At 57.8% G+C, this 14,459-nt stretch carries 9 protein-coding genes and 1 other RNA gene; 6 read left to right on the top strand and 4 right to left on the bottom strand.

Features of this window, described 5'->3' with window-relative positions; translation table 11 throughout:
* Nucleotides 1–1,716 (bottom strand): molybdopterin-dependent oxidoreductase (locus tag VN887_15335; protein ID HXT41381.1); only part of this gene is annotated, 1,716 nt, incomplete at its 3' end.
* Between the two features lie 68 nt (nucleotides 1,717–1,784).
* Nucleotides 1,785–2,816, bottom strand: a complete 1,032-nt coding sequence (locus tag VN887_15330) for an NAD(P)-dependent oxidoreductase (GenBank protein HXT41380.1) — start codon at nucleotides 2,814–2,816, stop codon at nucleotides 1,785–1,787.
* Nucleotides 2,817–3,055: 239 nt separating this feature from the next.
* Here VN887_15330 and dnaK point away from each other — a divergent pair, with 239 nt between their 5' ends.
* The 4 genes from dnaK to ssrA all read left to right on the top strand — a co-directional run bounded on the left by dnaK (nucleotide 3,056) and on the right by ssrA (nucleotide 7,906).
* Nucleotides 3,056–4,993: a molecular chaperone DnaK gene (gene dnaK, locus VN887_15325; GenBank protein ID HXT41379.1), complete on the top strand. Its 1,938-nt coding sequence runs from the start codon at nucleotides 3,056–3,058 to the stop codon at nucleotides 4,991–4,993.
* A 431-nt stretch (nucleotides 4,994–5,424) separates the two neighbouring features.
* The gene (gene groES / locus VN887_15320) at nucleotides 5,425–5,718 is read left to right on the top strand and encodes a co-chaperone GroES (protein ID HXT41378.1); all 294 of its coding nucleotides are present in this window, start codon (nucleotides 5,425–5,427) and stop codon (nucleotides 5,716–5,718) included.
* 29 nt (nucleotides 5,719–5,747) lie between these two features.
* Nucleotides 5,748–7,388 (top strand): chaperonin GroEL, encoded by a 1,641-nt coding sequence (gene groL / locus VN887_15315; protein ID HXT41377.1) that lies wholly within the window; start codon nucleotides 5,748–5,750, stop codon nucleotides 7,386–7,388.
* Between the two features lie 165 nt (nucleotides 7,389–7,553).
* Nucleotides 7,554–7,906, top strand: a transfer-messenger RNA (tmRNA) gene (gene ssrA / locus VN887_15310).
* 44 nt (nucleotides 7,907–7,950) lie between these two features.
* On the opposite strand, the gene VN887_15305 is transcribed toward ssrA, so the two are convergent.
* Nucleotides 7,951–8,844 carry a type II secretion system protein gene (locus VN887_15305; protein HXT41376.1) on the bottom strand — a complete coding sequence of 298 codons (894 nt, stop codon included), beginning with the start codon at nucleotides 8,842–8,844 and terminating at the stop codon, nucleotides 7,951–7,953.
* A 203-nt stretch (nucleotides 8,845–9,047) separates the two neighbouring features.
* Between VN887_15305 and VN887_15300 the strand changes: the two genes are divergently transcribed.
* Both VN887_15300 and VN887_15295 read left to right on the top strand, forming a co-directional pair.
* Complete coding sequence (locus VN887_15300; protein ID HXT41375.1) at nucleotides 9,048–12,602, top strand: hypothetical protein; 3,555 nt, start codon at nucleotides 9,048–9,050, stop codon at nucleotides 12,600–12,602.
* Between the two features lie 115 nt (nucleotides 12,603–12,717).
* Nucleotides 12,718–13,509 (top strand): DUF5677 domain-containing protein, encoded by a 792-nt coding sequence (locus tag VN887_15295; GenBank protein HXT41374.1) that lies wholly within the window; start codon nucleotides 12,718–12,720, stop codon nucleotides 13,507–13,509.
* 32 nt (nucleotides 13,510–13,541) lie between these two features.
* On the opposite strand, the gene VN887_15290 is transcribed toward VN887_15295, so the two are convergent.
* Nucleotides 13,542–14,348 (bottom strand): NIPSNAP family protein, encoded by an 807-nt coding sequence (locus VN887_15290; protein HXT41373.1) that lies wholly within the window; start codon nucleotides 14,346–14,348, stop codon nucleotides 13,542–13,544.
* Between the last annotated feature and the right edge of the window lie 111 nt (nucleotides 14,349–14,459).

Genomic DNA, 14,459 nt, shown 5'->3' with positions numbered 1-14,459 from the left:
GCCCGTCTCACACCCGAGCAAGTGTGCGTGTTCGGGCCGGACTGCGGCGGCAAGCTCGCGCAAGATCTTCCATTCCGCCCTCGCTTCCCCAACCCCGCGTGGGATTTCCGGACTGAACATGACGCGACGTTCAGTGCTCGTTTCCGTACCGCCATCGTCCTGTTCGTAACGCGTTTTGGCCGGTAGCAAAATGACTTCCTCCTTCGCTTCGATGAACATTTGGTCGGTGAGAATAACGTCCTGATGAACGCGCGCCGGGACGTTGGCGAGGGCGCGCGCCACGTAATCCGGTTCCGGCAACGTGCGCAGAAAATTTCCGCCGAGGCAGTAGAGCAAATCGAGCTGCCCGGCCGCGCTGGCTTCGATCATTTCCGGCGCCGTGAGGCCGACCCAGTCCGGCACCGGAAAGCCGTACTGCTTGGAAAGCATTTGTGCGTTCACCCCGTTCACCGGTCTGCCGCCGGGGAATACGGTCGCGTAGGCGCCCATCTCCGCTCCTCCTTGCACCGATGAGTGGCCGCGAATCGGCATCAGTCCGCACTTGTCGCGCCCGACGAATCCCTTGGTCAACCCAAGGTTCAGGATCATTTGCACGGCGTCTCCGCCGAAAGCATGTTGCGTAATGCCCATGCTCCACACCATTACGGCTGTTGCCGCGCCGTGAATCAGTTCGGCAAACTCCTGCATCACCGGCCGACTCACACCGGATTGGATTTCGAGCGTCGGCCAGTCGTACGAATCGACTTTTCGCTTCAGTTCTTCCACTCCCTCCGAGTGGTTCCTTATGAACGAGTCGTCCTCCCATCGGTTGCCAAAGATGATTTTCAACACGCCGTAAAGGAAGGCGATGTCGCCGCCCTGCCCCACCGCGAACCAGTAATCGGCAATGTCGGTGCCGAACAGCGCGCTGTGCAAAGTGGAGGGCACCCAGTAACGCTTCATTCCCGGTTCGAAATACGGATTCACGAGGACCACTTTCGTCCCCAGCTTCTTCGCTTCGTGCAGATACTTCGTCGTCACCGGCTGGTCATTGGCCGGATTTGCGCCAAAAAAAACAATCAGATCGGTGCCATACCAGTCCTTGTAGCTGCAGGTCGTCGCAGCGACGCCGATGGCGTGCTTCATCGCCGCAGTGCTGGGCGCATGGCAAAGGCGCGCGGCGTTATCCACGTTGTTCGTGCCGAGGAAGCGCGCAGCCTTCTGCGCCATATAATAAACCTCGTTCGTGATGCCGCGCGAAGTGAGGAACATCGCCCAACGCTTCGGGTGGACGACGCGCAGTCTGCTCGCGATGCGTTGGTAGGCTTCGTCCCACCCGATTCGCCGAAACGGCGCCTCTTTTTCCCGCACCATGGGATACGGCATACGGCCTAAATCGCGGAGACGGGCGTTGTCGAGCGTTCGCAAGTGATCCAGGTCGAGGCGTCCGGTGAGGAGCCTTGCGTCCAGTTCCGGCATCGTGTTGAGCCGAAGCAAATTCAGCCGGGTCATGCAGAGATGGATTCCGTCGATGGTCCAATCGTGAAAACCGGCGACTCCAAGCGCACAACCATCGCAAACGCCCCGGCTCAAAACCTTCCAGGCGTAGCCCAAGTTGTCGCGATTCCTCCAGGCCACCTTCAACATGTCGCGAAAGTGCTTTGGCTTCGTCCGGCCGAGACCAAAGGGCACGATCGACTTGAGCGTTTCCTGCCAGCCTTTTTGACCTTTTTGCACTGCAAGTTGGACAAGATTTTCAGCCAGGGACGACCTGAGTGGCACATCCCCGTCAAACTCATCGCAGCCTACTTCTTGCGTCCCCTGCCGCCGCGACCTTTAAACGTAAGTTCGGCGACGCCCGACTTGTCGAGTTCCCCGAGGCCGCGTTTCACCATCTTCGCGTATTGCTTAAACGTGGCCGCCGCCAGCGGAAGGTCGAGTTTCTTTTCCTTGGCCAGACTTAACGCAATGCCCGAGTCCTTGGCGGCGTGCGCCGCGCTGAAAAAACAGGAATGCTCACGGTTCTGCATGTCTTCGCCGTCGGTTTGCAACACGCGCGAATTGGCGCCGGTCTGGGAAAAAACCTCCATGAGCGTCTTGAGGTCCAGACCCAGCGCCGCGCCAAGCCCCAGGCCTTCGGCCAACCCGGCCGTGTTGATGTTCATGACCATGTTGACCAACGCCTTCACGTTTGCGGCCTGCCCGGCTTTGCCAATATAGCGCAGCAACTGGCCTTCGTTGCTCAACTTCGTCAGAAGCCCCTTCACTTTGTTGAACGTGCTTTCCGCTCCGCCGCACATCAAATAGAGCGTCCCCTGCCTCGCCTGCGTTATACTGGAAGCCATGCAGGCCTCGAGCGATTCGGCGCGCGCTTTCTTCGCAAGCTTCTCCACTTCGACATGGACCCGGGGGGAAATTGTGGCGCAGTTGATGAAGACTTTCCCTGCGGCGTTCCTGAGCAGATTGTCCTTCTTGTCCGCAAAGACCCTCCACATCGCTTGGTCGTCAGTGACCACTGTAATGATGACATCCGAGAGCGCAGTGACCCGCGCCAGTGTCGCGCAGGCCTCGCAGCCAAGTTCCTGTGCGAGCGATTGGGCCGATCCCGCACGCACGTCATAAACCGCGACCACCGGGTAACCGACCTCCTTCAGCCGGCGCGCCATGTTCGCGCCCATGCGACCCACCCCCACGAATCCTGTTTTTTCTGGCATAATCATTTCTGGTTTGATGTTTCGTTTGCCACTGCCCGACGCACGATGTTTCGCGTCCAATTTTGTGGAATCAGTTCCTTGCGACTCTATGCAATTGAATCGCACCGGGCACGCTTTTTTCATTCGATGACCTCGTTACGAGCTGCGTGCCAAGGACCATGCCCGCTGCCGAGTGTGCCAACCGAACCTGCGCCAACTCGAAAAACACTGCGACACCGTGGCCCGTTTGACACAGTCGGCGCTGTCAGGCGACTGGCGGCATTTCAAATCTAATTATGGTGTTTTCAATCTGTTAGGCAAGCAATCGCATCGTTGGCACCCACGGTGCTGAGGTTTACCCGGTACATTCAGAACCAGATATTATGGCTAAAGTTTTAGGCATCGATTTAGGTACGACCAACTCATGCATGGCCGTCATGGAAGGCGGCGAACCGGTCGTACTCGAGAACTCGGAGGGAAAACGCACCACGCCATCAGTGGTTGCGTTTACCAAGACGGGCGAACGTATTGTCGGCGATGCCGCCAAACGCCAGGCAGTCACGAATCCGCGAAACACGGTTTACTCGATCAAGCGGTTCATGGGCCGCAAATATGATGAAGTTCAGGAGGAGATCAAGCGCGTGCCCTATAAGGTCGTCAAAGCGTCCAATGGCGATGCCGCCGTCGAAGTCGAATCGGAGGGTAAGCCCAGGCAATTCAGTCCCCCCGAAATATCCGCGATGATTCTGGCCAAATTAAAGGCGGACGCTGAAATGCGGCTTGGGGAAAAAATCGCGCAAGCGGTTATTACCGTTCCCGCTTATTTTAACGATTCCCAGCGCCAGGCGACCAAGGACGCAGGCCGGATCGCCGGCCTGGAGGTCCTCCGCATCATCAATGAGCCGACCGCTGCATCACTGGCCTATGGCCTCGACAAGAAGAAAGATGAGAAGATCGCGGTTTACGATTTGGGCGGCGGCACGTTCGACATCTCGGTTTTGGAAATCGGAGATGGCGTTTTTGAAGTAAAGGCGACAAACGGCGACACTCATCTCGGCGGCGACGACTGGGACAATCGTGTCATGGACTGGATCCTCGATGAGTTCAAAAAGGAACACGGCATGGATCTGCGTAAGCAGCCGGACGCCCTCCAGCGCATCAAGGAGGAGGCGGAAAAGGCGAAGATCGCCCTGTCCAGCTCGCAACAATACGAAATTAACCTGCCCTTCATCACCGCCGACGCCAGCGGCCCAAAGCACATCAGTGCGAAGCTGACGCGGGCAAAAATGGAGCAGCTTTGCGATGATTTGTTCGAGCGCACCGTCGGCCCGGTCAAGAACTGCCTGAAGGACGCCGGCATCACCTCTGAAAAAATCGACGAACTCGTGCTGGTCGGTGGGATGACGCGCATGCCGCGAGTGGTCGAAACCGCGCATTCGCTCGTCAACAAGCCTCCGCATCAGGGCGTAAACCCGGATGAAGTGGTTGCGGTCGGCGCGGGCATTCAAGGTGGCGTGCTTAAAGGCGACGTGAAGGATGTGCTGTTGCTCGACGTGACACCGCTGTCGCTCGGCATCGAAACACTCGGCGGCGTGTTCACCAGGCTGATTGAGCGCAACACCACGATCCCGTCGCGCAAATCGGAGATTTTCTCGACGGCTTCAGACAATCAGTCCGGCGTGGAAATCCATGTGTTGCAAGGCGAACGTCAATTTTCGCGCGACAACAAAACCATCGGCAAGTTTCATCTTACGGACATTCCGCCCGCGCCGCGCGGCGTGCCCCAGATCGAGGTCACCTTCGACATAGATGCCAACGGCATTTTGCACGTCAGCGCGAAGGACCTTGGCACGGGCAAAGAGCAAAAGATCACGATCACAGCCAGCAGCGGACTCTCGAAGGACGAGATCGAGAGGATGCGCAAGGACGCCGAGGCGCACGCCGAAGAGGACAAGCAGAAGAAGGAAGAAATCGAAACACGCAACGAGGCCGACAACGCCGTTTACCGATCGGAAAAAATGTTGAAGGATAGTGCCGAAAAAATTTCCGGGGATGCAAAGGCGAAAATCGAAGCGGCCATCGGCGAAGTCAAAGAGGCGCTCAAGGGCAGCGACACGGCATCGATTAAATCGGCAAGCGAAAAGTTGAACGAGGCCTGGCAGGCGGTTTCAGCGGACCTTTACAAGGCCGCATCCGAAAAGACGCGCGCCGGCAAAGCACAGCCGCAACCGGAATCAAATGAGGCCAGGTCCGATGAGAAGAAGGACGGGAAGGACGAAGGACCGATCATTGATGCGGAAGTTGTGGACGAAAAGAAATAAATCAGACCGGCTCGCGAGGGAAATCATGCTGGTGAACCGAATTTGAAATCATGGTGAAAGCGTCAGCTCACAAAACCTTCGGCCTCGTTCTTGTTGTTGGCGCGTTGCTCGCGGCGGCCGTGATTCAGACGTTGGGCCCCGGTCTGGCTGTGACCGATCGGGTAAGCATGACCCCACAGGGACCCGGCGCGGGCGGGGTACTGGTTGAAAGAACATCGTGGTATATGCTGCGGATTCTGCCGGTTGCCGCGGTCGCAGTCACCGGGCTTGCGTGTCTATTGCTTCCGAAACGAGTTAACCCGGATTGACGCCCGCCGTTGGAACAAAAGAATGCGCCCGTATCCAGGCTCGAAACAAGAATTTTCCCTCCGCGAGTGCGGTGGGATTTGATTCGTCAGTAACATCAAAAACAACAAAAGGAAAAGCAACGTATGGCAGTAAACCTGAAACCGCTCGGCGACCGCGTGTTGGTTGAACCGGTCGAGGAGAAGGAAACGAAAAAGGGCGGGATCATCATTCCCGATTCCGCCAAGGAAAAACCCACGGAGGGCCTCATCATCGCGCTGGGGACCGGCAAGACCGACGACAACGGCAAGAAAGTGCCGTTTGAGGTCAAAAAAGGCGACCGCGTGCTCATCAGCAAGTACGGCGGGACCGAGATCAAACTGGATGGCAAGGAGTACAAGATTTTGAACTCCGACGACATCCTTGCAGTCGTGGAATAATCTTAACCAAAAGAAGGAAGTAAAATACTATGGCAGCAAAACAATTATTGTTCGACGAGGCCGCGCGTCAGGCGATCCTGCGGGGCGTCACCAAACTCTCCAAGGCCGTCACGGCCACTCTCGGCCCCAAAGGTCGTAACGTCGTGATCGACAAAAAATTCGGTTCACCGACGGTCACCAAAGACGGTGTCACAGTCGCGAAGGAAATCGAGCTGGAAGACACCTATGAAAACATGGGGGCGCAAATGGTGCGTGAAGTCGCCAGCAAAACCAGCGATGCCGCGGGTGATGGCACCATGACCGCGACCGTACTGGCCGAGGCGATTTATCGCGAGGGGTTGAAGTTCGTCACATCGGGCGCCAACCCTATCGGTATCCAGCGCGGTATCGGCAAGGCCGTTGAAGCCGCAGTGGAACAGCTCGCGAAGATCTCCAAGAAGGTCAAAGACAAAGAAGAGATCAAGCAGGTCGCGACGGTCTCTGCCAACTGGGACAATACCATCGGCGAGATCATCGCCGACGCGATGGACAAGGTTGGCAAGGACGGCACCATCACGGTCGAGGAAGCGAAGTCGATCGAAACCACACTGGAAGTGGTCGAAGGTATGCAGTTCGACAAGGGCTACCTCTCACCGTACTTTGTCACCAATGCCGAAACGATGGAAGCCAAGCTCGAGGATGCCTACATCCTGAATTACGAGAAGAAAATCAGCAGTCTGAAAGACCTGCTACCGCTTCTTGAAAAAGTGGCGAAGGTCGGCAAACCCCTGTTGATCATTGCCGAAGAGGTCGAAGGTGAGGCGTTGGCGACGCTCGTGGTGAACAAACTGCGGGGCACGCTCAATGTCTGCGCCGTCAAGGCTCCTGGGTTTGGCGACCGCCGCAAGGCCATGTTGGAAGACATCGCCATCCTGACCGGCGGCAAGTGCATCACCGAAGACCTCGGCATCAAGCTCGAATCCATCGGTCTCGAAGACCTCGGACGCGCCAAGAGCATCGTCGTGGACAAGGAAAACACCACCATCGTCGAAGGCCACGGGAAATCCTCCGAGATCCAGGGACGGGTGAATCAAATTCGCCGCCAAATCGAAGAGACCACCTCGGACTACGACCGGGAGAAACTCCAGGAACGCCTGGCCAAGCTCGCCGGCGGAGTAGCGGTCATCAACGTCGGTGCCGCGACCGAAACCGAAATGAAGGAAAAGAAGGCCCGCGTGGAGGACGCGTTGCACGCGACGCGTGCGGCGGTCGAGGAAGGTATCGTTCCAGGCGGTGGCGTGGCCCTGATCCGCTGCCTCCCGGCCATCGACGCCCTCAACCTCAAAGATGAAGACGAACGCATCGGCGTGGACATTGTAAAGCGCGCCATCGAGTCGCCGGTCCGCGCGTTGGCGGCCAACGCCGGCGTGGAAGGCTCCCTCGTCGTGCAGGAAGTCAAGCGTCGGAAAGGCAATGACGGTTACAACGTGGCCACCGGCGAATACGAGGACCTGGTGAAGGCCGGCGTGGTGGATCCCAAAAAGGTCACCCGCACCGCCCTGCAAAATGCAGGTTCCATCGCCGGTCTGTTGCTAACCACCGAATGCCTGATCACCGAGATCCCGGAGAAAAAGGAAAAAGCTCCTGCGGGTCACGGCGGCGGACACGGCATGGAAGGCATGGACTACTAAGCTCCGGTCGCCAGAGGAACCGAGTTCGAACGGGACCGGCGTTCACGCCGGTCTCGTTTCTTTATCCAGACCGGCCACGTCAGCACAACAAATCACCGGCGCCGGCCCTCGTTTGAGCCTTGAACTTTGTGTGGTGTGGTGTGATGGTGTCGCCGTGAATGGGGAGGGGGCGTACTGGTTTCGACCTGAGGGATAGGTCAGAGGCGGCATGCCGAGGATGGTTCGTTGGCCTCGTTAATCATCGGACCAAAACATAACTGCTAACGAAGAGCTAGCACTCGCGGCCTAATGCGCTGCGACGTTCATCACCGGATACCTGCTATGGTGAATGAACGCAACAGCAGGCATGGTTGACGGCGGAGACTGCGCGCCGGCGGCCGAGAAAATTCATGCGGACTAGGCAGTGCGAATCGCGTCGGGCCGTCATCGCACAGCAGAAAACTCTCGCCCGACTAAGCATGTAGTCGCGGCTGGCGGATCTGTCAGGGACAGGGGTTCAACTCCCCTCGCCTCCACCATCTCGAAGTTTGGCGCACGGCGCGCGCGCGCGCACAGACTGAAGTTATTTTTTCCCGGTCGCCCTCTGCTGGAGCCACGACACGTCCGGATTGTTCGGCGAAAGCGGACTGAGCGAAAGATGGTAATCATTCCTGTGGTTCGCCTTGGTGCGCGGGTCGAGCCATTTCTTGATCTCCGAATGACCGTCCGCAAAGTTAAATCCGCATGCGCCGTTGTGATAACTGGAGGGGAAGTCAATGACCTGCCATGACCCTGGCCGCGAGGGATCGGAACCGTTCATCTCTGTCACAAAATAGCCGTCGTTAATGCTGTCATCCCGCTCGTCGAGCAGCACGAAAGTCAAACTCGGCGGCGGGGCGGACATGTCGCTGATTTTCTTGACGACCTTGTACCCCGGAGTCCACGGGGTGACTGCGCCGGTTCTGGGGTCGAAATTTCCAATCCAATTGTTCATGGACATGGTGCGAACATGCGGATAGCGCCTGCCTCCCAGAGTGCTCATGCTCTGGTCCGCAGGACAATGCCACACTCCCAGCGCCTGATGGTACGGCCAGAGGTGACTCTTCATCAGAAAAACCGTGTTCGTATTGTCGGGGTTGTTCGGTCCCGGATGACCCAGATTGTCGCCTTTGTCCAGGGTCAACCAGCCGCTCACCCAGGTCAGACTGTAATTGTTTCCCTGATCACCGTTGTTGGGAGGAACCGCGTCGTTGAAGTCTGTGGCGTACATCAACCACGAAAGTCCCAACTGTTTCATGTTGCTCAAACACGCGATTCCTTGCGCCTTCGTTTTGGCCTTCGCCAGGGCTGGCAACAGCAAACCCGCCAGAATGGCGATAATGGCGATCACCACTAGGAGTTCGATTAAAGTGAACGCCCGGTGGTGAATCACTGGACTCCGTGCTCGTGCTGTGACAAAACATTTGTGCGGTGACATAAATGTGAGGTTTTGTTTGGGTGTCCGGACGATCATAGAAATCAAAAGGAAACGCAACGTGCGTTTCGCCGCACAGTGGGCCGCTAAAACAAATCATCGTGTTGGCTCCCGCAGGCGTTCCCCGCCACAACCGCGCGGGCACCAAATGGCCTGCTCAAGAATCTTGAACGAATAAAAGTGAGTGCGACCAGGTCAGTTGCGGGATGAAATCATCGCTCGCTGTCTTGCTGTCTTCCATCATCCCGGCGTTGTCCGCGCCGGCGCAGGGGCAGCGCCCGGTTCGAGCGGAGCAGGCCAACGCGGCCGGCCGGCCGGTTGTCGAAGTCGCCGCCGACCTGATTGAACTCTTCAAACCGGGCCTTGTGCAGGACGCTTTATCGTGCGAGGTGCGTCAGCCCGCCAGCGCCGGTGGTGTCAAACAGGACGCCTTGTTCGAGCACCCGCTGGCCGTCGGTCGTCCCGCGAGGGTAAATTACGAACTCGATCTGACCCGAACCACGGCGCAAGAGCCTTTGCTGCTGGCGTTCGAGATCGCCTTGTCGGACGGAATCAAGTCGGGCGCGGGTGCCGATGGCGTACGGTTTGTCGTTCAGATCAACGGCAGACAGATGTTCTCCGCCGAAACAGTCGAGACGCGTTGGCAACCGCACGTTGTCGATCTGACGGAGTTTGCCGGTCAGCACGTGCGCCTGACTCTGGCAACCGACGCGCGAAACAACACCAGCTACGACTGGGCGTTGTGGGGCAATCCGCGAATTCTGGCGTTCCACAGAGTCGCGTCAAAAAAATTGCCACCCGACCTGGTTGCCGACGCGGTCATCGCCGCTCCGACCGGCGCCGTGGGAGTAAAAGCCGCCCGTCCGTTCAAGCTCCGGGTCATTCCCGATTCCGCCGAGCCGCCGGTTGAAATCAACGGTGCGGCACAAAATGAACCTCAATGGTTCGTCGGCGACTTCAGTTTCACAAACGCAGGCCAGGTCCGCGTTGAGTGGGAACCAAAGGACGCGTTCCGCAGAAGTGATGTCTTGCTTGGCGGTTATGCACCCCTGTTGAAATTCACCCAATTCTCGGCCGACCGCGCCATCGTCCAGTCAGGCGACCCCGTTCTGCTGCATGTCGAAATGAAAAATGGAGGACGCGGGACGCTCCTGCCGGGCAAGGCGCGCATCCAACTCCGGATTGGCAATGATGCTCAATCCCCGCGCGCGTTGCCGAGGCTTGCCACCGGAGAAACCTGGCGCGCCGAGTGGTCGTGGCGGGCCCCGGACAAAACCGGCGCAGTTGCCGTAAGCGCAGAATTAATGCAACCAGGTCCAACCGAACAATTGACGTCAAAGCTCGACATCTTTGCTCCACCAAAACCGCGTCAAGACGCGATCGTCGGCAACGATCAGGTCCGGCTGGAGTTCGTCCGGCAACGCGGTGGGTTCGCTTACGCAAAAATTCTTTTCCATGAGGCAACTGGCTGGACGCCGGTGGCGGTGTGGTCGCCATTGCTGCGGATCGTCACGGACACAGGGTCTGATGAGCAGTCGTTTGAGATTCACCCGCGCAGGGCCCTGCTCTCGAAAGGAAGAAACGACTCGGTTGAATTCGTTCAAACACAACGAGACGCCGACGGCGTGAGTTGGGAGGCGAGGTTGCGCGTGACCGTCGAGCCCGATCGGCCGGTCGCCCGAGTCCACTACGAATATAAGCCGTCGCGGCCCCGCAAGGTCCGCGCGCTTTCTGGTCTGAACATTTACGTCGGCGATGGCACGTCGGGCGCAGTCAAAACCTGGGGTCTTTTCCCCGGTCTGGAGTATCTGTTTGGCGCGGAGCCTTCTTCCAACCCGCGCGACTTCGCTCCCAAACTCGCCGACCGCCGCACGCCCGACGCGCGGAAAATCACCGTTCCGCTCATGGCAATCACCGTTGGACCGGACAGCCAGTCGCCGCCCGAAAACCCGGCTCGTTTTTTTACACCTGACTCGCTCAAGGACCAAATCCTGGCCGGCACGGCGAACCCGAAATCTCCCGCCTCCAATTTGAAATCGGATGTGACGGTCGCCTTGTTTTGGAATCCTCTCCAACGCTGGGACGGCGAACACGCCTTTCCCTCGGCCCGTTTCGCTTCACCGAACCTTGACGAAGGCATGGCCAACCATCACCTCGCCCTGTTCCTGCCTTCGACGCCGGACTTCGTTCCGGAGAATGCCGGTCGCGCAAACAGGACTTATGAACTGGCCGCCGACAAAGCCATCACGCTCGATGCCAACCTCGTCGTCGCGTCCGGCCCGGTGAACGCCGCCTTGCGCGAATATCTGCGTGAAACCGGCGGCCTGCCAAACCCGCATCCCTGGCCGCGCGACTTCCAGCCCGAACTCGACGTTTGCCGCGCCGGATTTCTGAAGACGCTTTGGAACGGGAAAACCGACCGGTGGAGCCACTGTATCGGATGGGCCGGCAGTCATGCGCCGGGATTTGCCGCTTTGCTCTGGCTCGACTCACTCGTTGCCGAGAAGTCCGAGGCTCGCCGGCAATCACGCGAGCGCGTCGAACTGGCCGCTCAAAACATGTTGCGCGACGGCGGACCGGAACTTCTTACCTCGCAGGCGAACTGCCATATCATGCAGTGGGAATTTCCATTTTACTACGGTTATCTGCCGGAAGCGCTGGCGTCGCTTGAACCGCAAATCCAAAATCTGATTCAATCGCAACGACCCGACGGCGGCTGGCACTACGAACCGGCCAATGCGCAACAGGCGGACCTCGGCCGGGCCGGCGACTCTGTGCTCGGCACCTGCGCGAACCGCGCCGCGACTTTGCTTCGTTACGCGCGCATCACCGGCGATGCCACGGCGCTCGCCACCGGGGAAAAGGCGCTGCGTTTCATGGAAAATTTTCGTGTCCCGCGCGGCGGCCAGACCTGGGAATGCCCGATGTATGAGCCGGATATTCTCGCCGCCGCCTACGCCATTCGCGCCTATCACGACGGTTATCGCGCGACCGGTGATCCGCGCTGGCTGCACGACGCGGTGTATTGGGCCGAGAGCGGTGTGCCGTTCATCTACCTTTGGTCGCTGCCGGACAAACCGATGATGCTCGGCGCGACGATACCGGTGTTCGGCAGCACCTTTTACACGCACTCCTGGCTGGCCATGCCGGTGCAATGGTGCGGCCTCGTGTATGCCTATCACGTCTTCCATCTCGCCCGCGAATTGCAACACACGCCCTTGCCCGAGACTGGCTCAACGTTGCCACTGGCGCTGAATTTTTCGCCAGCGGACTGGCGGCAAATCGTTGAACTCATCACCGTGAGCGGCACGTATCAGCAATTTGCCGACGGCGAGAAAATTGGCGCCTATCCCGACAGCATTTCGCAGTTTGAAAAACGCAACCCCGCCTTCATCAATCCCGAAGACATTCTGGTGAATGTGCTGGCACTGCAAGGTTTCGACCCGGATATAAAAACAGCCCGCCTGCGTCGAGCAAACGACACAATCGTTGTCAGCTCGGGCGCGGAAATTGAAAACCTCGAAGCGACCGGCGACGGCATTCGTTTCAAACTGAACTACTTTTCGGGCGAATCGAGTCAATCGTTAATTGCAGGACTCAAACCGAACCAAGTTTTGGTTGACGGCGCTCCCTTGCTCCAGTCGGCCAATCCGGTTCGGCGCGACCCCGGCTGGTGGTGGGACCAGATGCATCAACGGACTTACCTGGTTGTGCCGCATCAAAAGAAGAGCGTGAGTGTGGAGGTTAGTAACGCCCGTTAGACGGCGATCACGACTTGACCATGCCAAGCGATGAGCAACTTCGTTTCCCTTCACATCGATTTTAAGGTCGGTTTCATATCCGCATGGCAACAGTTGTGGCAAGAAGAGAGGAACCGTGCGCAAACCACTCAGGGAATGCTGTCTAAAAAAGGTTAGCCAACACATGACACTTGCGGACAAATCGCTCGCCTTCGCCCGTTCGATTGGTGAAGAATGGCAAGACCGGCCTGGAACAGATCTGCGATCATTTCAGCAACGTTATCTCTACGCGCAAGCATTCGGGACAGCGCATACGGCTAGAGGTTACTGGATTCTTCATCGTGAGGAACAGCACCACGATTGCAACCTTCTCGCGAGAAACTTACTGGAACGTATTTTTAATGGCCGCGTCGCGAGCAAGTCACCGCGGCATGCGGTTGAACTTATGACATGCGAACTATCCGAACACATTCGTCGCCTACGGCTGTTTCAACGCGAACTTCAACACGTGCCCAAAGAGGCGACTCAGACAATCGAACGGTTAGAGAGCGAGTTACAGGTGTTCTTGGCTTTACTCGGAACACAGGAGGCTCCTCAGTGGGATTACCACCGCAGAGCCGTTGAAGCCGAGATTTCAACCTGGGCTTATCGTGGACTATATTCAGAGTTTTCTTGCTACACACACGCAGGTTATGAAGTGGGCAGACCCCGGGAGCTCAACAAACCTTCCAACCTTGCGGATTTTATCGCGCTACTGGCACCGCTCGACACCGCGATGTTTCTCCACCGACTTTCATGCACGGAAACTCAATGCGAAATTGGAGCGAGGTACAAGACACTTTACGAGGAGTTCAGGAACGAGATGCTTGGTGAGCCTACGTCTGAGAATCGGCAACTGGGTGCTGGTGGCAAATCACTACCCGACTGATCCGTCCCACTCTCGTTACCAGATCGTCGAAACTAAATCTGTGAATAAGCCACCGGCCGCAGAAAGATGTTGGTGATGTTGGAGACGATTTCAGCGTCGGTGAACCCGGGAGTCGCGCTCAACTTTTTCCATTCGGGATCGGCGACGAACGCGCCCCAGTTCTTTTCGCGCGCGGCCATGTCCTCAAACGCGAGCATGTAGGTCAGATTCGGCATCTTCGTACCGATCAGCGTTTCGCCAAAGAACACCGGCTGCAATCCCGTTCGGCGAAAAATGGCAATCTCGCCGGTGTTGAACATCTCGATCTTCTTTTTGTTCGCCTTCTTGCTGTGGCTTTCGTAGGTCCGCAGTTCGAATACCCGCGACTGATTAGCCTTCGCCAACGCGGGCACTTCAAGTTTCGGCATGCCCGCAAATGCCACCATCAGCGAACTCTCGACACGCACATACGATGGATCGGTGGGGACCGAATTTATGAACGCAGCCCCGGCCTTCTGGTAATCGGCGTCGGAACGCACGTGGTCGAGCGCTGTCCCGAACGACTCGATTGTTTTGTGCGGGATGAGGACATACATCGTCGGGCTGTCCGGGCCGTAAGCGACATTGAACACGCCGACCGGTCCGATACCGGCGCGGTTCATCGCCGGGATGGAGGCTTCTCGATAGAAATCGTCGAACAGTTTTTGCTTCGGGCCGCGACGCAGATGATAGAGACGCAGTTCATAAAACTCGCGCGCGGCGCCGGGGCTTTGCCCGGCAGCTGACGTTTCGAGCGCCGAGGCCAAACCGGCCACGCTCGCCGCTGTCAGAGAAGATTTGAGAAATTCGCGCCGTTTCATCGAGGAACCCTGTCACCCTTTTTTCACGTCGTAACAGTAAATGATGTCCTGGTCGCGCAGGTATAACTTTCCATTCGAGATGACGGGATGCGTCCAGATGTGCCCCTGCGG

It is taken from the genome of Candidatus Angelobacter sp. (assembly GCA_035607015.1).
Lineage (GTDB): Bacteria > Verrucomicrobiota > Verrucomicrobiia > Limisphaerales > AV2 > AV2.
This window is presented reverse-complemented; position numbering and strand designations above follow the sequence as displayed.